Consider the following 19,684-nt stretch of genomic DNA (forward strand, 5'->3'; position numbering starts at 1 on the left):
AAAGCGGGCTGCTGAGCGCCGGCGCCATCGCTATCCGTTGCCAGCCCAAGATCTACCCACCCTGGGCCGCGCAGTCGCAACCGAGCAGTACGGGATTGTCGTCTTTGTAGAATTTGCCGGTGAACTTGTTGAGCCATCGGACGCAGCCGCATTCTATCCCCATGCAATGCCTGCAAACGGCGACTTCATTTGGGGCAAGTGGCGTTCGGCTACGCTGGCCGAACTTGTGAGCACATGGCCCGCTCGGGTAACCGCCGGTCCGACCGAACGCTTCAGAGGCTGGTGGAGGCCAACACTTGCCGAACTTAGAGTTGCCCGTCGAAAAGCCCGCAGCAGTGAGCGGAGGCGGCGAAGTCTACGGGAGACCGTTCGGTAGAGAGTAGAGAATTGGGCAGGTTTACTGCTGCACGATGACTGCGTTGGACCCCATCCTGTGTGGAAACTCCGACAGACCCACCGTGGCCCGCAGATGCAGCCGGTTTCGCGCAGTGCCCACGCCAACCGAACATGGCGCCTGCGGGACCCCAACCCACCGAAAAGCGCAACTCCAGGCGGCGATATTTTGACTGGCAGGACGTTGCCACGGCACACTGTGGCATGTGCAATCTCTACATCACGACGTCGCAAGAAGCCGTGCGCCAATGGACTGGTCCTGATCTTGCGGAACCGCCTGATGCTGGCACTACATTCCCAGCTTCGCTTGCCAGAGCCCTTCCGACCGAAAACTGAACGGCGGGCCTGTTCCGGGCGGTGAGGTGTGTCGCGCCCAGCTGATGCGTGCGCCGACAAGGCCACAAATGCGACAAAAGTCCCGGGTCCCGCTGCAAAGGTCCGATGTGTGAAACCATTCATCACGGTTGCCCATTTGCGTATGTCGACTGTCGATTATCTGTCCCTTCATCGTCAGTCGAATGAGTGCCCGCCATCTCCCTGCGATGTGGCGGGTGTCGGGGTCGAAGAGGGTTGTATGCGGCTTGGCGAGATCATCGTGAATACCTGCGCGACGCTTCTGTTGATAAGCATCGTTGCAACCTTGTTCCTGCTTTTTGGAGAACCGCTTTGGCCAGAACGAACGGCCCGGATGGTGATAATCTTGCCCGTTGATAGGAGCACGACGGCGGCCATCAAGAACACGCATCAGCCGCTGCCCGCCAGCTTTGATGTGAACATGGTGCCGGCGAGACCGGCTAACCAATGACGGGTGGGTCATCCATCTACGGCCGGGTAGCACTGAACGCCTGACCCGCTGTGACGACATTCTTAGCCGGATTGAACGGCTGTAGCCGCGACGCCGGCCGCCGACCAGGTTGTCAGCGCCCATCAACAGGCCGCCGGTCGCGCGGTCGGAGGCGGCGGCATTCCAGAACTGCGCTGGCCGGCCAAGCCTCCTTGCGGGTCCGCCAGCGAGCTGCAAGCTACCGCTTTCGGCTGAGATCGCGCCACCGCCATCGAGTACGGAATTGTTGCGTCGACCACGACCAAGAAATTCCCTTCGTCGAGGGCACGGTTTCCCTGTCGGACCGGTCTGGCGAGATGATTTCCTGATACTGTTCGCGAACTCCACGCTGAAGAAAGTCCAGCGCTTCGGCACGCACGCACCATCAGGCATGCATTAGATTTCCCTAATATTGACAATCGCGCGCGCTGCCCCAGAATCGTGCAATGGCCAGGGGAATAAAAGTCGGCGACGAAGTGGCGATCATGGCCACGGTTCTGAAGCGCGTGACAGACGACCGAGTCAGCGTTTCGATTCCAGGCTATAACTTCCCCCACTCTATCGTAGACAGCGCGACGAAGGTGACGAAGGGGCAGCAAATCGAGTTGATCGGCGATATCGTCAGGATCGACGAGGCAAAGGTGACCGTGAGCCTTGGTACCCACGTCACGGTCGATGCCGCCAAGGTGCGCCTGGTGCAGAGCTACGTCCCACCGAAGCCAAAGAAGTCGCTCGTCGATACCCCGGATTGATGTCTCCCGCCAGTCACGCGATTGCAGACCAGGAGGTGGCTGTCATCGATTTCCTCGCCCATCGGCTCGTCGTTGCTTGCGTTGGCGGAACCTCTACATCGTACGACCGTTTTTTTCGGATGAAACAAAGGAGGAACCGTCATGGACTGGAACCGAGTCGAGGGAAACTGGAAGCAAGTCAAAGGTAAGGTCAAGGAACAGTGGGGCAAGCTCACTGATGATGATCTCGACCGTATCGCCGGCAATCGCGATCAGCTCGAAGGCAAAATCCAGGAACGCTACGGCATCGAGAAAGATCGAGTGCGCCAAGACGTCGACGACTGGTATGGTCGGCAAGGCTGGTAGGACTGAACTGGTCACAGCACAAGGGCGGTCACGGCTGGCGGTTTGCAGGTTGGTGCGGGCCACAGGCGCGCTGCTCGGGCTGGTTCCCTGAGCGTCGGCGCCTGTTCTTGCGTGTTGGCCAACTGTCGTGTCTGCCCTGCGTCGCCTTGGAGCGTTGCTGGTGACACAGCGCTAGACCCTCCCCCGGCGGATCTCGGTCAGCCTTGAGAAGGTGCGGCGAAAATCTTTCCTATCGCAAAGGCACTTTGCTCAGCCGTTCTCCGGCCCGCCGCGCCGATCGAGGTCTCTTCGCCGCGGGAACACTCTGCCGAACCCGACGTTAGTAGATATGCCAGAGACACATCACCTCCTGGGCGTTGCGACCACCGCCAAGATTGGCCGTCATCCAATCCATCCGATGTTGATTCCTTTCCCAATCGCGTTGCTGGTCTCGGTCTTCCTTTCGGATGTGATGTTCTGGTCGACCGGCAATGCGTTCTGGGCCGAGGCTTCCTTCTGGCTGCTCGGCTTTGCCCTGTTAATGAGCGCTGCCGCGGCGTTGGCCGGCTTTGCCGACTTCCTCGGAAATGCTGCCGTGCGCTCGATAGGCGCGGCATGGCACCATATGATCGGCAATGTGACGGCGGTGGTGCTCGCGCTCGCCAGCTTCCTCTTGCGCCGGAGCGCCGGAGCTGCCGAGGGCGCTTTGCCGTGGGGCCTGGCTCTGTCGACAATCATCGTTCTGCTCCTTCTCTATACCGGCTGGAAGGGCGGAACGCTCGTCTATGAACACAGGGTCGGCGTGCAACCCGAAGAGGGTGAGGACCTCACCTCGCGCCCGAGGCTATCGCGAAAGGCCTGACATTGTCTGGCCCCCATCCAAGGTCTGTCTCCGCGGGGGTCGTTATCCAGCAACCACCATGAGCACTCGCGGTGCCGACTTTTTATACAAATGGATTTCCGAACATATGCCGGAAGGGCCAATCGACGACCCGGGCCGGCTTGTGACTGATATGGCAGACAAGGCCCTGCGGGCGGCTGCCGCCGAAGGCATCCCAATTCAGGAGATCGATGAAGAGATCGGTAGTGTTTATGAAGCGATCATTCATGCCGTCGAACATCGCGAAGGCGGGCTCGCGGACTAACGACTTTGTGGCTGTTGCCTAAGGCGGTTCGCGGTCGCATCGATCCGGCAGATTATGAACTAATTGCGCTTTGAGCAGGTGCCAGCAGCGCGCCTATCTTCCCCTTCGGATTCGGCGTTATCTAAAATTTTCTAAATTAGCTATACCTTATGGAACTTTGATGCGGGCGTTTCATTTTCATCCGCATGCGAGCCTCTGTGATCCAAAGCATCGGGACGGGAGTGAACGCGTCGCCGCGCTACTCGCTGGTCCTGCCCATTTACAATGAAGAACAAGTCCTACCGCGACTGGTCGAACGGATCAGGTCACTGATCTGCCGGCTGGACGGAGAGACCGAAGCGATTTTTGTTGATGACGGTAGCCATGACGGCAGCGTCCAATACCTTCGGCGTGTGGTCACCGCCGAGCCTCGCTTTCGGCTTATCGAGCTTTCCCGCAATTTCGGACACCAGATTGCGATCACTGCTGGCATGGATGCTGCCGCGGGTGATGCTGTCATCGTTATGGATGCCGACCTGCAAGATCCACCGGAGGTCGTTCTCGATCTCGTGGCGAAGTGGAAGGACGGCTTCGAGATCGTCTATGCCCGCCGTGTCAAGCGCGAGGGCGAATCCTGGTTCAAGCGTCTAACCGCCGATCTCTTCTACCGTTTCCTGGAGAAGATGACGCCGGTCAACATCCCGCGCAATGTCGGGGATTTCCGTCTGGTCGGCCGCCATGCGCTGGAGGTCTTCAAACATATGCCTGAACACGACCGCTTCGTCAGGGGCATGTTCGGCTGGATGGGATTCAAGCAAACGGCAGTGCCGTTCGAACGCCCCCCGAGGACCATCGGCCAGACCAAATACCCTTTCTGGAAAATGGTGCACCTTGCCGTCCACGCCATTGTCAGCTTCTCGGAAAAGCCGCTCCACTTTGCGCTTTGGGGCGGATCGGCCATTTCCGCACTTGCGCTGGCCTTTGGTGCCTATGCCGTGTTCGCCTGGATTTTTGAAACCGGCGTCATTGCCGGCTGGACTTCCACCGTGGTGATCGTATCGCTCCTGTGCGGCATCAATCTTTTCATGACCGGCGTGGTTGGTCTCTATGTCGGTAGCATCCACGCCGAGGTGAAACGCCGCCCTCTTTATGTGATCGATCGTCTTACCGGCTTCGACGAGCCGGTGCGTGCCGTCGCTGGTGGGAGCCGGAGATCGTTTCGCAAGCCCAAGAACGGAGTCGCTCCCAGTGCCCGAACTCTTCGACAGTTATAGATCCAGCTATGGAGAGACGATCGATGGGTCGATCCGGTTTTCCGGACTCAAGCACGAATTCTTTTTGGTCGCTAAAGCCGACCTGCTGCGGCGCCTGGTCGCCGAGCGAGGCCTTCGTCGACGGGGAGCCATGCTGCGGGCGCTTGATGTGGGCTGCGGTGTTGGTTCGCTCCATCCTTATCTAGACGGCGCTTTCGAGCGCCTGGATGGCTGCGACGTCTCGCAAGAATCGATCCAGCGCGCCAGCGAGGACAATCCGGGCGTCGTCTATAGGACATGCACCACGACGAGCCTGCCTTATGACGACTGCGTGTTCGACCTGGCTTTTGCCAGTTGTGTTGTTCATCATGTTTCGCCCGCATCCTGGCTCGATTTTTTTTGCGAGCTGCGACGCGTCGTGCGGCACGGCGGCGTCGCCTGCGTCATCGAGCACAATCCCTATAATCCGCTGACGCGCCTCGCGGTGTTGCGGTGTCCGTTCGACCAAGACGCGGTCCTGCTCAACGCCGTCAAAGCAGCGGCCCTCTTTCGACAAGCAGGCTTCAGGGACGTTCGATCCGAGCACTTCCTGCTTCTCCCGTCGGCCGGCGGGTTCGCCAGGAACGTCGAGCGTGCCCTCGCGCCGCTGCCACTTGGAGCCCAGTATGCGTGTAGCGCGCGTGTCTGAATATCGGTCTGCCGGCGCCGTCCTAAAGCTTCTGGCGCGCTTCGGCATGGTCGGCATCGCCGCCACAATCCTGTATGCCGCCTTGGCGGCCGCCTTTGTCAAATCGGAACGGCTCGGCTTCAGCCCCGTCGAGGCGTCCCTTGCAGCTTACGCAGCCGCAGCCTTGTTTTCCTATCTCGCGCACAGGTCAAAAACCTTCATGTCGAGCGGCCCGCATAGATCAGAGGCTCCGCGTTTTCTCGTGCTGGCGGCGATCGGTTTGGCCATCGCCTGTGGCGCGCCGGCGCTTTTGACGGCGAAGCTGGGCCTGCCGCTCATCTTTCCCATTGTGATTACCTGCTTGCTTGTGCCCGCAATCAATTTCGTCGTGCTCGACCGATGGGTTTTTGCACAACGCATTCCCGATCAGTCCGGCGACGGCTGACGCGTGCTCCCGCCAGAAGATTGGCGTTCTGGTCTAGCCGGCGTCCAGCCGGAACGATACCAACTTGATGGCGCGTTTGTAGATGTTGCTCGCGGCTGAGCTTGGCGGAATCCCGTCGCGATAGTCGAAGGTCATTTCGAGGACCTTTGCGCTGGCGAATGCTGGGTGCGGGATCGCGAACGAGATCGTCTTCGGGTCTTTGCTCGACAGTGTTACCTCGTGTACCCGAACTCCGTTCACCGAGATCATAACCCTTTGTGTGATCTGTGGCGGACGAATGACAGCGGACATTTGCAGCGTTGCCGTAAGGCCGTCCCGAAGCAAAGGTATTTCCAGCCTGAGCCGAGAGGTCTCGCCCAGCGAATGGGTTCCGTCGGCTACCGGGCCCGACCAACCACAGACCATCATGCCAGCTGCTTGTTTGGCGCCGTCAGACCGGAACGACACCGTCTGGCCGGGAGTGTAGTTACCGACCGCATCGCGGTTGAGGCACGTCGTTGTGCGATCAATATAAAAGGCTCGATAGTCATCGTTGACATTTGGGTTGAGAGCGAGCGCGAGGGTGATGATTTCGGACGCGGCCAGAACCGCCGCCAGCGCATAGCCGCCAATCGAGGCAGCACGTCCATAGGGTCCCTGGGTTTCAGACCAGGGCAAGATAGCCTCCGATCCACGCCACAGTCATGAAATAACATGCGCTCAGGAAAAGCGCCAAAGTCACGAGATAGGTCAGCTTCGATACCGACAGCAGCTCGGCAATCAACATCATCAGCGGCGCAAGCCCAATGACGTATCTGACCATGGAAGCCAGGTTCGTGATCAGCGGCAGGATGATGCTGATCGCGCAGAAGAGCGCAGCACCATATTGCCTGCGAGCCGCCAGAACGACCGATAGGGTCAGCCCTACGATCGCCGCGAGCGCGCTCCATTGCGGCGCCGTTGGCAGCCAGCCTTTTGTCGGAACAGCGGAAAGACCGTCCCATAGAAAAAGGAGCGGATCGCCAGCCACCCGCCCAAACGCGCGCTGGACGTGCAAGAAGGCAAACCCGTCCCCGACGGTGAGATACAAAAAGAGCATGTAAGCAAACAAGCCGGTGGGCGAGATGAAGATAGCTACGAGCATATCCGGACGACCAAGCACCCATCGCGGGAAAGACATCGCCGACCCGCCCTGCTGGCGGTGCTGCTCGAACATTTGAATGACGGTCGCCAAGACAGCAAGAACCCCGACAAGCCTTGTTGCCGATAGCAAAGCGGATGAGACGCCGGCGGTGAGATAGCTGGAGCGCTTGAGTGCCAAAAAGACGCACGAAGTCAGCAGCACGAAAAGAGGTTCGGTAAGGAAGGTGGTGAAGTGGAACGAGAACGGGCCGCTAAGCAGGAAAGCGCAATACAGCACATAAGGACGCATGTTCTTCTCCAGCAGTGGCCATGCCACAAGGCAGGCGGCGTAGCTGCATGCAATCGAGGTGATCGTCGCGATCAGAATCGTCGGGAAGGGGAAAACAAACCGAAGAGTAGCCACGAGCATGGGATACAATGGAAAGAAGCCCCAGCGTCCGACGTTGCTTTGGCCTGGAATGGGAAAACGCTCGTAGCCATGTTCGGAAATGTCCACATACCACGCGCAGTCCCACCGGCAGAGCGCACGCGCATAGGCTTCGAAGCCTGGTTCCGCCGATACTGAAGCGAATGCAGCATACCGAATGACAAGCCCGCTGATCATGAACAGGAGCGGAACCGCAGCGGCGATGACCCACAGGCGACCGCCAGCGTTTGCGCGGGCCGTATCTCCAAGCGCCGGTTGTGCCTCCACAGGTGATGGCGCCACACGTTGCGATGGCGAGCCTGCCTTCGCCGGCTCGAGGGCGCTGCGAGCCATGAAAATCGGTCCATCGGAAGCATCAAGATCATCAGCCAGACTCCGTCTGCAACTCGATCTGATGATTCCGTAAGGATCAACGATGCTGCGCGGCTTCGGTTCCTTCTGCAGCGGGAGGTCGTCGGGGTCAGGTCGATCGGTCACACCAGCCGAAGAAGGGAGCCGCTTCAACGGCACCGTTTCCTCGCATTAGTAGCGTCAGCGCCTTTTCCACATTCTCCGCCGCGATTACCCAGACCAGGAACTGCGGAAAATACATCGCCCCAATCCGTTATCCATTCCGGGCGAGAGTCTCATTGCTTTGGCGATCGCGTGAGTACAGCCTTTGGCCGGCAGTGTCTCAGTTTGAAATTTGACGGAATGCAATGCATTCACATATTCCCCCGACCTCCTATATGCTTAGCGCAAAAGCACGGGAGAAAGGCGTGTCCCGACAGCGTGACGTGCGTATGTGGCGCGAGGCCGGGAAACTTGCGGAATCCGGCGACTATGAAGGATGGCAAGCCATCGAAAGGGAGCTTCGTAGCAGAGGATTCCCACGCGCCAAGCTACTGCTCGATAACGATCGGGTCCGCGACAAATTGGATGAGCTGTGTGAGAGCGCACAGGAGCAACGCTCGTGCCTACCGGACCTAAAGGCCAGAAGCGCACCGCCGACGTGATCGGCAATGCCGTGCGTGTTATGCGAATTGCGACGGGCGAGGAAGTCGACACTGGGATTGACAACGGCAAAGAGCCCGCCGCGAAAGGGTTGGCGCAAAGAGCGGAAGAGGCGCGTCGAAAACATGACCAGAGCGGCGCGCGGCTAGTTCCTCGAGGAGGCTGACGGGCCTTTCCGCGCTATCCTGCACGCTGCGCTCATAGGCAACGTGCAGGAACACCGGCTAATCGTCCGCTTATCGGCACAGCCTAACTACGTTGGCTCGAATTCGGATTTTGACGATCCTCAGTGATGACGGCGCCCTTTGAGGCCTTCGAACCACCTCCCCATTTCTGGGCGTTTTGAGCTTGGTCGCCGCTTCCTGCCGGACGCTTTGACTTATCGCTTCCGTCGGCCTTTTTGCGGGAGATGGGCTGATGGGTGGAGCCTTTCGTTTGCCTGTTCATAATCGCCTCCTTGCGTTGAGCGAACGAATGAATGTGACGACAGTTCCACTCCGCGTGGCGCCTGCAGGACAAAAATTGTCAGGTGCTCCTCCTCCAGAAGCCAACGAAGAAGATCGACACGAAACGTTCGCTGCCTTCGCGTTCATCAATTCCAAGCTAGGGACAGGCCGAAAGCCGCCGAACCGCAGGCAGAACGGACGGAACAAGGAAGCGATTGCATAACGAGCTTGAACGGGCACAGCCGGCCCATGCAAAAGGGTCGCGATCGCAGTCGCGGTCGCGCGCTGCGCGTTGGGTGGGAGCCGTGGCTGCGGCCGGGCCGTGGCGGGCGACATGTGCTAATGCCCTGTTCCTGCACCCTTTTGCCGACGAGACCTGACCGTCTCCAGCAGTTCGCGCTCGCTGGTGTGAACATTTCGAAAAATGGCCACAACCATCACCGCCAGGATTTCAGCGTCCGGGTCCAAAGGGTCTAGATTCTCCTCCGCGCAGACCTGATCGAACACGCGTTCGCAAATAGCCAGATCGGGAGGACCCAGGCAGGTGCGATTGAGATGGCGACGCAGCATCTGTGCGAACCTTTCAGGGCCCGCCGCGCGGGCGTTGCGGCGGGCTTTTTACTGATGAACCGCTGACGCGATGGATGCATAATTCACAGTATCGTCGACAGTGTACTTGAAATAAGACTAGCTACTGACCGATGATTGTTCTGTTAAAAGCCCCAATATCAGGGCGCACTCACGAGCTTTATATTGCCCGGCAGTCATAAGTTGATAGTAATCTTGGCGCTTATGTTCCGGGACGTGAAATCCGCGCCGAAACTCCGCCGCTTCTGCCGGGGTTCGAGTGCAGCCGAGTTTACTTGCTGTAACTTTCAAACTCGCCAGTGAGCATCCGACCTTTGCCGCAATGTCTTTCAATGGCTCGTTGTTGTCGTAGCCATCGAGAATTACCCTGCGACGAGCGTCGCCGTTGAGCTTGGTGTTCATTTCTGTGGCCTCCTCACCTATTTGACGATGCCAGATTCTATACGCATCAGATTGAAGAGAGTCGTTATCTTCACATCCAGAAACTTATCTCGGAATGCATTTCGTACTGCAATCGAGCGTGATCGCAGTTTCGGCCGACTCGATCTCCGCAGTCTTGCCAGATGCCGAGCCACACCACATGATTGAGAAGGGCATGGGCATAGCCGATTCGGATATGGCACCACGCGATGGACACTAAGAGGCAAGATGGGGTCCCTGCGAGGCTGCCGCGTGATCGACGTCGGTGGCCGCGAGACGGTCAACCCAACGATGAGGCCGCTCCGTCGCTCGCGCCAGCGCTGGAGCCTCTGTCTTTTTCAACGTTCGAACTGGCTCCAGAGCATCAGTTCGCTGCTTGGCAAGCGCAGATTGCGCCGCTTGTCGAGGCCAGGTTGCCGGACGACAAGTCGCTGAGCGATGGCTTTCGCGCCGACCACACGACTTGGAATCTCGGCGGCATGCTGATCGTTCAACAGCGTGCGCCGGCTCACAGCTACATTCGGTCCCCCGCGAAGCTCCGATCGAGTTCGATCGATCACTGGTACATCGTCTTGCCACGCTCTGGCCAGTCGTGGACGGAGGTCGACCGCCGCGTTGTGGAAAACCAGCCGGGCAAATTGGAAATCAGATCTCTCGGCTACCCGTTTCGCGGGAGGGTAACGGACTCGGAAAGTCTCTGTCTCTATCTGCCGCGTGATTTGTTCTCTGATGCGGCCTCAACCCTCGACGCAAAGAACAATTCAATTCTGTCCGGCAACTTTGCCAACCTTTTGATCAACTACGTCAGCAGCATCGAAGCAGGACTGCGCAGCCTCACGGCTGAAGATCTGCCTCGCATCGTACACGCAACGCGCAGCATGATCATTGCCTGTCTCGCGCATCCGGCGGAACATGCCGCGGCCGCTGACCAATTGGCGAGTGTCGCGCTGATGGAGCGAGCGCGTCGATACGTCCAAAACAATCTGGATACGCCTCATCTGACGCCGGATTCAATGTGCCGAGCACTCGGCGTATCGCGCTCTCGCCTCTATCAATTGTTCGAGCCGAGCGGTGGTGTTCTTCATTATATCCAAAGTCGCCGACTTCTGGGAGCCCATGTTGCGCTTAGCGATCCGGCGGACAGCCGGCGGATTGTCGATATCGCTGAGGCGTTCGGGTTTAGTTCAGCGGCTAATTTCAGCCGGGCATTCAGCAAGGAATTCGGTTACAGCCCACGCGAGGGCCGCGCCACTGTGGTGTTGCCGCGCCCCGCCCACTCTGTTTCGCTTGCTGAACGCGAGAAGGCTTCTTCCTTTGAAGGTTGGCTCAAAGCGCTTGGAAGCTGAGTACAGGGTCCGCGGTGGCGAGAGGGGTGGGCTCAAACAGGCTTCGCAGGGCGGGGAAGATCACGCCGCCTGATGGACCAGAATATTTCGTGGCGCGTCCGCCGCGCCATCAATCATACAGCCAGTTCCCGATTGGTTAACCAACTGTGAATGTTCATCTTTAACACCGCCAATCACGGCGGAGCATGCTTTGCAACTCCGCCACATGCGGCACTTCTTCAGACTGCGTGTTAAAATTTTGCCAAGCTTGGCGGTTATGCTATTTCTGAACTGGGCGATGTGGATTCGCACCGCCTATGGAGGTGGCTCTTGCATCCAGAGGCATCAGACGTCGGCACGGAACGTGAGGGGCCTTCCTCAAGCAATGTTCTACGTCCAGGCGAAGCGCTTCTCGCTGACCTTTTGGCGAACACGACCGAACTCTTGTCGTTCTACGACCGCGACTTCTGCCTGACGCACTACGCAACCAAGTTCCGCGTTGCGTACGGAGGCGCGGTGGCGCCGGGTGCCGCCCTTTGGGAGATCTATCCGAGCTTCCTCGATGCAAGGTATCGCGACGAATTTCGTCGTGTGTTCCACGGCGGCTCACCGGCAAGCATCGATTTGCCGCCGTCATCGGGCGAAGAGCAGCGGTCCGTTTTCGTTTTCGCCACTGCAAATGGTGTGGGGATCATCGAATCAAGGGAGCGCGATGGGCGCAGCGTAGCGGACGAGCAAGAACACGTAATTCTGCTCCATCAGGCGACGCACGACGTGCTGACCGGCCTGCAGAACCGGCGGCGATTTGGGGAGCGGCTGCAGCAAGCACTGGCGGCCGTTGGCGCACTGAAGCCGAAAACCGCCCTGCTGCAGATCGACCTTGACGATTTCAAAGCGGTCAATGACACGCTGGGCCATGGAGCAGGCGATACGCTTCTTCAGCTCGCCGCGGGTCGTATCCGCGACGCGCTGCAGGACGGCGAATCCGCGTACAGGTATGCCGGCGATGAGTTCGCTGTCATCCAATTGGGAAAGGAGCAGCCGGCAGAAGCTGAGCGCCTCGCCGGATCGCTGGTCGACGCGTTCAAGCATCCGTTCATCATCAACGGCATTCCCGTCTTCGTCGGCTCGAGTGTCGGAATTGCTTTCGGGCCGGAACACGGGACCGATGGTGAGCAACTGATGAAAGCCGCTGACATTGCACTTTACGCAGCCAAGACAGATGGACGCGGTTGCGCTCGAATATTTAACCGTTCGATGCTGCTCTTGCTCGAGCAGCGCGAGAATCTGAGGCGCAGCTTTCGAACAGCGCTTGAACGGGGCGAGCTTTATCTGGAGTATCAGCCGCTCATTCGGCCTCCCTCGTCGGTGATCGGTTTCGAAGCGCTACTGCGATGGCGGCACCCCGAGATCGGAATCATTCCACCCAGCGTGTTCATACCTATCGCCGAGGCCGACGGTCTGATGGACGAGATTGGACGATGGGTGCTCGAGGAAGCTTGTCGCCAGGCCTTGACCTGGCCCTCCTCGCTGACAGTCGCGGTGAACCTGTCGCCGGCGCAGTTCCTTGGCGGTTCGCTGACGGACACGGTCGCGCAGGTCATTGATGCAGTTGGAATTCGGGCCGAGCGACTTGAACTCGAGATAACCGAGACGGTTCTTCTCGAGAAGACGATCGACAATATCGACACATTAAATACCCTGAACGTCTTGGGCATACGAATATCACTCGACGATTTTGGAACGTACTATTCGTCGTTGAGCTACCTAAAGAACTTTCCCTTCGACACATTGAAGATAGATCAGTACTTCATTGCGGACCTGGAGACCGATCTCAAAAGCCAAACGATCGTGCGATCGATCATAAATCTCGCACACGGCCTTGGAATAAGTGTCACTGCCGAGGGGGTCGAGACGTCGGCACAGGCACAGTGGCTGATCAAGGAAAATTGCGATAGCCTGCAAGGTAATTTCCTGGGACGGCCGCTCGGAGCCGAGGCAACCAACGCTTTCATCAGGCGGTCCCCGCTGAGGGTGGTACGAGCGATGGAGGAATCAAATCGGGCGGTTTAACGCCTTGAACCGTTTGTTAACGGTGAAATGGAGATTTGTAGAAGCAATCGAGGCAGATATCGCGCAAATTCATCGAGGCGGTGCGAGAGTGGCTCGTCACGGGGCGCGGTGAGATTTCGTCGCGGGGCCATCACCGCCCGAGGGCAATACTGATGGAACAAGGGAGGATGCCGATGGGACCCGTTCATCACGAGTTGGCTGGCAAGCCGACTTTTGCGCCCATGATCCAGATCGACATGGAAATCAAAGCCTTCGTCTCCGCCTGGAGACACTGCGATTATGTCTCGACATACATGGCTCGGATGATCAGTCAAAACAGATCGGACTCGGTCCGGCATGCAAATCTCTTTTCCTCTGCCTTTAACGAATTGCTGGAAGTCGCGTTTCGCACTCGCCATGCCGACGGCGAACTGGGATGCAGGGTGTCCCGCCATGGCGGGACGGACAGGATCGAGCTGACATTCCCCTGCGTGCCGGAGGAGCGCCAATTCTACGAAGAAGCCGCGTCGCAACTCGCAGGAACAGAGGCCAGGGAGCGATACGTCAATTCGGTGTCTGGGGATCTAGCGCCCAGCCGGGAGGTCGTACTCCTGGAACTGGCAGTCGACTACAACGCGACACTCAGGGTCGAGGAAACCGACGGCGATGCGATCAGGCTCGTCGTCGATCTTCCGCTTGAGAGCCTGCAGCATTGAGCCCTTACGACCTTCTCCCACGCTTCAAGGCGCAATACGACGCCAACAACCAGGAGTTCTCCATCGCCGGGGTGGTTCGGCCTCAGGCGATCGATGAGCTTGGACCCAGCATCGCATTGCTTCGTGACGCGATCGGCCGCGTGCGGGGCGTTCTCTACGTCAATGTCAGACGCCTGACGCAGATGAACAACGCCGCATTTCACGCCTTTTCGAGGATCATTATCGACGCCTGTCGCGCTCGTCCCGATCTCAAATTCGTCGTCATCACATCAAGCGTCGTCGGATGGACCTCGCGAAAATTCGGTCGCTTGAGCGCCATCGAACCGAATATCACGGTCCAGGAGTATGACAGCGAATTCTATCCGGGCCAGGGCTTCCTCGAGGCGGGCGGGTTCGTACCTATCCTGCGCTCACAGACGAAAATGACCTGGCGTCACGAGCGCGCAATCTTGCCGCGACACGGCATGAGGCGGGGGATCGTCATGGCCGACATCTGTTGCGGGATCGGCGATTTCGCCGTGCTTGTGCAGAAGGAGTTCCAGCCATCGCGGATCGTTGCCCTCGACCATTCCACGTCGAGCCTGAACTATGCTCGACAGGTGCTGCAGGAGTTCGATATCCGGGGCATCGAATACACCTACGGCGATGCGTCGGAGATGCTGCTCGACGAAGCGCAGTTCGACCTGGTGACCTGCCGGCATTCCCTTCAGATCTTCAATCGGCCTGAACTCATCCTCAAGGAGCTCTACCGCATATGCAAGCCGGGGGGGCGAGTCTACATCACCAACGAGAAGAATTCGCATTGCCTCGGCGAGCCCCGCGCCGAAAGCATTCGCTGGACCTACGGCGAGGTGGCGAAGCTGTTCGAGCATTTCGAGATGGATGTCGAGCTTGGGCCTAAGAGCAGGCGGTATCTGATGGAAGCCGGCTTCGAAGACATACGTGTCGAGACCTTCATGGTGACTAACCTGGACGACGATCCGCAGGATTTCGCGGATGTCATTGCGGCTTGGGCGGATGTCTATGCGGGCGAGATGGCGACCAGACGCGGCGATGGACCGGAGTTCGTCGCACGGTTCCGGCAGGGCTTCCAGGACCACATTTTCGCTGCGCTCCACCCCAAGGGCTACGCGGGCTGGCCGATCTGGGTCGCATCGGGACGACGCCCGCAATGAAAGCCGACAATGAGTCTGCACCGCGCTTCGGCTTGCGCTCCTTTCGAGCGAAATTCGTATTGGTCGTTGGCGGCGCCGTGCTGTTCGACCTCCTGCTGAGCGGTGGTTTGGCGCTTTGGAACGTTCAGAAGCTGTCGCGCGATGCCACTTCGGAAGTCGGTGAGGGCCTGGCGACCGCAAACCAGGAATACATTCGTTCCTATGCCCAATCGACGGCGTTGAGCGTCGACCTGCTGCTCGACCGGGTTCATGGCGACGTCAAGGCACTGGCCGGCGTGCTGCAGGCCCAGATCGACGATCCAAGCAGGCAGCAACAGGTAGGAGCGACGCTTTCGCATGAGGCGCCCGGCTCCGTGGAGGTCGTCTACGACACGCGGGGCGATTGGGCGCAGAATCTGCCGGGCGGCCCTTCGGTGGTAAGTGTTTGGGGCTACCTGCTGGGTGCCGACCACACTCCGCTGCCGAGCGTTCAGAAGGAAATCGAAGACAGCACCGTCATCGATCTCGTCGCGCCGACTCTCATGGCCAGCGGGTCGTCCAAATTGCAGATGTATTATATTGGCCCGAAAGAACGGCCGATCTTCCGGACTGTACCGTATACGGACCAGGCACAGACCTTCGACAAGCTTTATCCGGGCCACAACAAGGCGGAGTTCTGGGAGTTCTTCTTTCCGGGTATCTATGGTTCATGGCAGCAATGGGCCAGGGATCCAGCCTCTCGTCCCGTCCCTGACGACATTACCCAGACGGCGCCTTACACCGATGCAATCACGGGAAAGCTGATCGTCAGCTTTTTCCACCCGCTGTGGACGCGCGATCGCACCGGCATCGCGGGTACGGCGGGGGCAGACATCACTCTCGACCAGCTCGCGGAAGTCGTCGAACGTGTGAAGATCGCAGAAACCGGGTTCGGCTTCCTCACGATGTCGACTGGTAACGTGGTCGCGATCAATCCGTCGGGCCAGGCGATCATCGGCCTGACTTCATCAAGTGATGCGAGCACACAAGGCGTCACGGGCCTGGAGAGGTCCATGCGGGCAAGTGTGCAGCCGGCAATCGCATCGCTGCCTCTTGACCAGAACAACGATGGTGTCATTCAGCATATCATGCTCGTCAGCAAGGGCGAGCGGGTACCCTACATCGTCGTCCTCAAGAGATTGAAGCCGACCAATCTGTGGAGTTCGGGACCGATCAAGTCCGAAACGATGTCGGTCGGGATCGTCGTTCCCGAACGGGAGATCTATGCCTCCCTGTTCGCCGCGCAGGAGAGTATTTCTCGCGCAACCAATCGTATCCTGCTCTTTCAGATCGGTGCGATCATCGTTTCGCTTCTGATTGTTTTCGCGGCCGTGCTCGGAATTTCGAAGCGGATCACCGCAGGCCTCCGGGCGCTTGCCAGCGCCGCCCAACGGCTCCAGACCAAGGACTATTCAGTCCGTGTGAGTATTCCGACGCGCGACGAGGTTGGAGCGGCAGGGATCGCCTTCAACCGGATGGCTGAGCAGATCAGCTTTCACACCGAAAACCTCGAGCAACTCGTCGACGAACGAACCAGGGAGCTCGGGGACGCCAATCAGCAGATTTCCGCACTCAACGAAAAGCTACGGGACGAGAACGTCCGCCTTGGTGCCGAGCTGGCGGTTGCCAGGCAGATCCAGCTGATGGTCCTGCCGAAACCATTCGAACTCGAAGCGATTCCGGGGCTGGAGATCGCAGCCTACATGCGGCCGGCCGACGAGGTCGGCGGTGACTACTACGACGTCCTGCAGAACGGGTCCCGGATCAAGATCGGCATCGGCGACGTGACCGGTCATGGTCTCGAGAGCGGCGTGCTGATGCTGATGGTCCAATCCGTTGCACGCGCGTTGCAGGAGACCAACGAGGGGGATCCGCACCAGTTTCTGGACCGGCTGAACAGAGCGATCTACAAGAACATCGAGCGGACGAACACCGGCAAGCATCTCTCGCTGGCCTTTCTTGACTTTGAGGATGAGCGGGTAACGTTATCGGGGCAGCATGAGGACGTTCTCGTCGTACGTGCGGACGGGGAAGTCGAACGCATCGATACGCTTGATCTGGGCATGCCGGTTGGTCTGGAGAATGACATCTCGAAGTTCATCGACACGCGTGACATCCTGTTCGGCAGTGGCGACGTGATCGTGCTGCACACCGACGGTGTGACGGAGGCGGAGGATCAGGACAAAAGGCTATTCGGTTTCGAGCGCCTCTGCCAGAGCGCAAAAAAACGTCAAGGCGGCAGCGCCGAGGAAATCAAGACCGGGATCATCGAGGATCTGATGGCCCACATCGGAGTCCAGAAGATCCACGACGACATTACCCTCGTGATCATAAGGCACACATAGCAATGACAACGCTGTTCGGGACCCCTGACATCGCAATCGGGATGAAGGAGAGCGTCAGTCGGGTGCGGCTGTTCGACGGACCTCTCGACTTAAGTTGGCGTCATTGTGCCACCACCTCGGACTTCATCGCCGATCTTTTCGCGTTGCGCTTCCGATCGTCCCGCAATGACTACATCGAAGTGCGGCACAGCATCGGATATCTGGTCAACGAGCTCATCGAGAACGCCGTCAAGTTTCGCGCACCGGGTGAGATCGTTATCGAGGCGTCGATGGATTCGGAGTACTTCAAGCTCAAGGTATCGAATGACGTCGATGGTGAAACCGCGTCTGAGTTCCAAAGTCTCCTGGCGGACATCACGGTTGGCGATCCCATGGACCTGCTGATACAGCGAATTGAAGCCAATGCCGCGAACCCCGACGTAGGAGGCTCCGGACTTGGATTGCTGACTTTGATGAGCGACTATGGCGCACGTCTGGCCTGGATTTTCAGCTCGGCCGAAGAAGGCGATCGGATTTGCCTGGAGACATATGCCTCCATTCCGATCTCGCAAACGCACAACTAGAAGAAACGAAGCCGGGCCATGGAAATCAAGACGGACGACTACCGCGTGTGGAATGAAGGAAGCGATATTTTCTTCGACGGCGCCATGCGGCTTGCCAGTTCCGAGGCCGGTGCGCCCATCACGGCTTTGGCGATCAGCGTTCTTGCCTCAAATCCCGCTTCCCTCACGCTCAACTTAAAGGACCTTCACTTTCTCAATTCTTCCGGCATCAACCTGCTGGCGAAATTTACCATCGAGGTGCGCAAGCATCCAGAGGTTCGACTCGTCGTGCGTGGAACGCCCGACATACCCTGGCAATCGAAATCATTGCCGAATCTGAAGAAGCTGCATCCCGCTCTTGTGCTTCTGATGGACTGAACAGGTTGCTCAAAATTGGCCCAAGGGCTGCGTGGTGCAAGAGCGCCGCAACGAGCGAGATATGTACGCCGAGATAAGTATTCGGATGCGAAGCTAACGACAATCCGGCCACGTGCGCAGATGGTCGCTATGCCCGGCGGGGGCTCGGCACAGGCGGCGGACGTCCAAGTTGGGGGGATGTCGGGCTGCCTGTGCCGATCAGCCGCCGTTGCGCGATTTAAGGTGGCGTCATTGCGTAAGCGAGCCAAACTGAACGGCGGCCGGCTGGAGTTCATTCCGCCGCAGATCCCGACTCGGGTCAAGGAGCCGCCCGAAGATGAGGGATGGGTTCACGAGGTCAATCTTGACGGCTACCGAACACAGATCGTCATCGATAAGGGTGGCGTGCGCCTTTACAGCAAGAACGGCCGTGACTGGACCATGAAATACTGGCCCATCGCGCTGGCTGTCGAGTTGCCATGCCGGGCTGCCATTATCGATGGCGAGGTCATTGTGCCAGGCGAGCAGGGCGCTGCCGATTGGCCTGCGCTGGAAGCCGCTATCTGGAACGAACCGAGCCGGCTGGTGTTCGTCGCGGTCGACATCCTCCATCTCGACGGTCGCAATCTGACCTCCTTGCCCCTGCTGCAGCGCAAGCAGGCGCTGTGGCGACTGGTTGAGCACGGTCTCGGCAAGATCCAGTACAGCGAGCATTTCGAGGGCAGTGCGCCAGCGATCTTTCGCGCCATCGAGAAAGTGGGGATCGAGAGCATCATCTCTAAGCGAGCCGACAGCCGCTACAGGAGTGGACCGTCCACCACATGGCTGAAGACCAGATATTTGGATAAAACCGACTTCTGACCATCGACGACGCTTCTGGCCTAAGGAGGTTCATGGACCGACGCCCTACTACGCATTCCAAGATGATTGCGTGCTAAAGTCGTCGCGGCGGATCTCGGTTCGTCCTTGCGGCGGGGGCAACGAAAGTTCTTTCCCGCAGCTAAGGTGCTTTGCCCGGCCGATCACCCGTTCAGCCGCCGCGACGATAGCTTCTTGGCACACTCTGCTGAGGCCGAAGTGTTTGGAGAGGTGCCCACAGATATTCATCCCGCTTTAGTGCCCTGACGCTCACCAGCGCGATCTGACTATACAGGCATCACAACATGGCAGTGTCGGTAGCTCCCGCGGTCGTGGCGCCATTGCTGCCAGTAGACCCACCACCTTCCGCGATCACGCCATAGGCGTCAACAGCGTCCCTGTTACCTTATCCGAGCGGCGGGCCCGAATTCCGCCTGGCCGGCGCTCCCCAAAGGCCACCGCAACGCTCGGCGCCGGCCCTCTTCATCCCTCAGCCGGCCCTTGCCGAAAGGTGTGCAA

Annotated in this window: 20 protein-coding genes; 15 read left to right on the top strand and 5 right to left on the bottom strand. The window is 58.8% G+C overall.

Annotated elements, in window-relative coordinates:
• Positions 1 to 682: 682 nt before the first annotated feature.
• Positions 683 to 1,138: a hypothetical protein gene (locus NKJ26_RS28950; RefSeq protein ID WP_352698843.1), complete on the bottom strand. Its 456-nt coding sequence runs from the start codon at positions 1,136 to 1,138 to the stop codon at positions 683 to 685.
• Positions 1,139 to 1,662: 524 nt separating this feature from the next.
• On the opposite strand from NKJ26_RS28950, the gene NKJ26_RS28955 reads away from it, so the two are divergent.
• The 7 genes from NKJ26_RS28955 to NKJ26_RS28985 all read left to right on the top strand — a co-directional run bounded on the left by NKJ26_RS28955 (position 1,663) and on the right by NKJ26_RS28985 (position 5,781).
• Positions 1,663 to 1,968, top strand: a complete 306-nt coding sequence (locus NKJ26_RS28955; protein WP_352698845.1) for a hypothetical protein — start codon at positions 1,663 to 1,665, stop codon at positions 1,966 to 1,968.
• Positions 1,969 to 2,109: 141 nt separating this feature from the next.
• Complete coding sequence (locus NKJ26_RS28960) at positions 2,110 to 2,313, top strand: CsbD family protein (protein ID WP_081689526.1); 204 nt, start codon at positions 2,110 to 2,112, stop codon at positions 2,311 to 2,313.
• A 328-nt stretch (positions 2,314 to 2,641) separates the two neighbouring features.
• Positions 2,642 to 3,154: a DUF2231 domain-containing protein gene (locus NKJ26_RS28965; RefSeq protein WP_352698847.1), complete on the top strand. Its 513-nt coding sequence runs from the start codon at positions 2,642 to 2,644 to the stop codon at positions 3,152 to 3,154.
• Positions 3,155 to 3,212: 58 nt separating this feature from the next.
• The gene (locus NKJ26_RS28970; protein ID WP_352698849.1) at positions 3,213 to 3,437 is read left to right on the top strand and encodes a DUF768 domain-containing protein; all 225 of its coding nucleotides are present in this window, start codon (positions 3,213 to 3,215) and stop codon (positions 3,435 to 3,437) included.
• 185 nt (positions 3,438 to 3,622) lie between these two features.
• Positions 3,623 to 4,690, top strand: coding sequence for a glycosyltransferase family 2 protein (locus tag NKJ26_RS28975; RefSeq protein WP_502903225.1), 1,068 nt, complete (start codon positions 3,623 to 3,625; stop codon positions 4,688 to 4,690).
• On the top strand, positions 4,665 to 5,357 hold the full coding sequence (locus tag NKJ26_RS28980) for a class I SAM-dependent methyltransferase (protein ID WP_352698852.1): 693 nt from the start codon (positions 4,665 to 4,667) through the stop codon (positions 5,355 to 5,357). The genes NKJ26_RS28975 and NKJ26_RS28980 overlap by 26 nt, the downstream gene beginning before the upstream one ends.
• A 46-nt stretch (positions 5,358 to 5,403) precedes the next feature.
• Positions 5,404 to 5,781, top strand: coding sequence for a GtrA family protein (locus NKJ26_RS28985; RefSeq protein ID WP_352698854.1), 378 nt, complete (start codon positions 5,404 to 5,406; stop codon positions 5,779 to 5,781).
• Positions 5,782 to 5,814: 33 nt separating this feature from the next.
• On the opposite strand, the gene NKJ26_RS28990 is transcribed toward NKJ26_RS28985, so the two are convergent.
• From NKJ26_RS28990 to NKJ26_RS29005, 4 genes are all read right to left on the bottom strand, one after another.
• Complete coding sequence (locus NKJ26_RS28990; RefSeq protein WP_352698856.1) at positions 5,815 to 6,438, bottom strand: hypothetical protein; 624 nt, start codon at positions 6,436 to 6,438, stop codon at positions 5,815 to 5,817.
• Positions 6,425 to 7,834: a putative hexosyltransferase gene (locus tag NKJ26_RS28995; RefSeq protein ID WP_352698858.1), complete on the bottom strand. Its 1,410-nt coding sequence runs from the start codon at positions 7,832 to 7,834 to the stop codon at positions 6,425 to 6,427. Before NKJ26_RS28995 ends, NKJ26_RS28990 begins: the two co-directional genes overlap by 14 nt.
• A gap of 1,274 nt (positions 7,835 to 9,108) precedes the next feature.
• On the bottom strand, positions 9,109 to 9,339 hold the full coding sequence (locus NKJ26_RS29000) for a hypothetical protein (protein WP_352698860.1): 231 nt from the start codon (positions 9,337 to 9,339) through the stop codon (positions 9,109 to 9,111).
• A 117-nt stretch (positions 9,340 to 9,456) separates the two neighbouring features.
• Positions 9,457 to 9,759 carry a hypothetical protein gene (locus NKJ26_RS29005; protein ID WP_352698862.1) on the bottom strand — a complete coding sequence of 101 codons (303 nt, stop codon included), beginning with the start codon at positions 9,757 to 9,759 and terminating at the stop codon, positions 9,457 to 9,459.
• Positions 9,760 to 9,986: 227 nt separating this feature from the next.
• Between NKJ26_RS29005 and NKJ26_RS29010 the strand changes: the two genes are divergently transcribed.
• From NKJ26_RS29010 to NKJ26_RS29045, 8 genes are all read left to right on the top strand, one after another.
• Complete coding sequence (locus tag NKJ26_RS29010) at positions 9,987 to 11,123, top strand: helix-turn-helix domain-containing protein (protein ID WP_352698864.1); 1,137 nt, start codon at positions 9,987 to 9,989, stop codon at positions 11,121 to 11,123.
• A 402-nt stretch (positions 11,124 to 11,525) separates the two neighbouring features.
• Complete coding sequence (locus NKJ26_RS29015) at positions 11,526 to 13,175, top strand: putative bifunctional diguanylate cyclase/phosphodiesterase (protein ID WP_502903226.1); 1,650 nt, start codon at positions 11,526 to 11,528, stop codon at positions 13,173 to 13,175.
• 173 nt (positions 13,176 to 13,348) lie between these two features.
• A complete protein-coding gene (locus NKJ26_RS29020; RefSeq protein ID WP_352698868.1) occupies positions 13,349 to 13,870 on the top strand; it encodes a ubiquinone biosynthesis methyltransferase UbiE in 522 nt (173 codons plus the stop codon).
• Positions 13,867 to 15,045: a methyltransferase domain-containing protein gene (locus NKJ26_RS29025; protein ID WP_352698870.1), complete on the top strand. Its 1,179-nt coding sequence runs from the start codon at positions 13,867 to 13,869 to the stop codon at positions 15,043 to 15,045. Before NKJ26_RS29020 ends, NKJ26_RS29025 begins: the two co-directional genes overlap by 4 nt.
• Entirely contained in the window at positions 15,042 to 17,408 is a 2,367-nt protein-coding gene (locus NKJ26_RS29030; protein ID WP_352698872.1) for a SpoIIE family protein phosphatase, read from the top strand. Before NKJ26_RS29025 ends, NKJ26_RS29030 begins: the two co-directional genes overlap by 4 nt.
• A gap of 2 nt (positions 17,409 to 17,410) precedes the next feature.
• On the top strand, positions 17,411 to 17,971 hold the full coding sequence (locus tag NKJ26_RS29035) for a slr1658 superfamily regulator (RefSeq protein ID WP_352698873.1): 561 nt from the start codon (positions 17,411 to 17,413) through the stop codon (positions 17,969 to 17,971).
• 18 nt (positions 17,972 to 17,989) lie between these two features.
• Positions 17,990 to 18,328, top strand: a complete 339-nt coding sequence (locus tag NKJ26_RS29040) for a slr1659 superfamily regulator (RefSeq protein WP_352698875.1) — start codon at positions 17,990 to 17,992, stop codon at positions 18,326 to 18,328.
• A 120-nt stretch (positions 18,329 to 18,448) separates the two neighbouring features.
• On the top strand, positions 18,449 to 19,168 hold the full coding sequence (locus NKJ26_RS29045) for an ATP-dependent DNA ligase (protein ID WP_352698877.1): 720 nt from the start codon (positions 18,449 to 18,451) through the stop codon (positions 19,166 to 19,168).
• Positions 19,169 to 19,684: the final 516 nt, after the last annotated feature.

The sequence above is a fragment of the Mesorhizobium sp. M0152 genome, assembly GCF_040322415.1.
Lineage (GTDB): Bacteria > Pseudomonadota > Alphaproteobacteria > Rhizobiales > Rhizobiaceae > Mesorhizobium.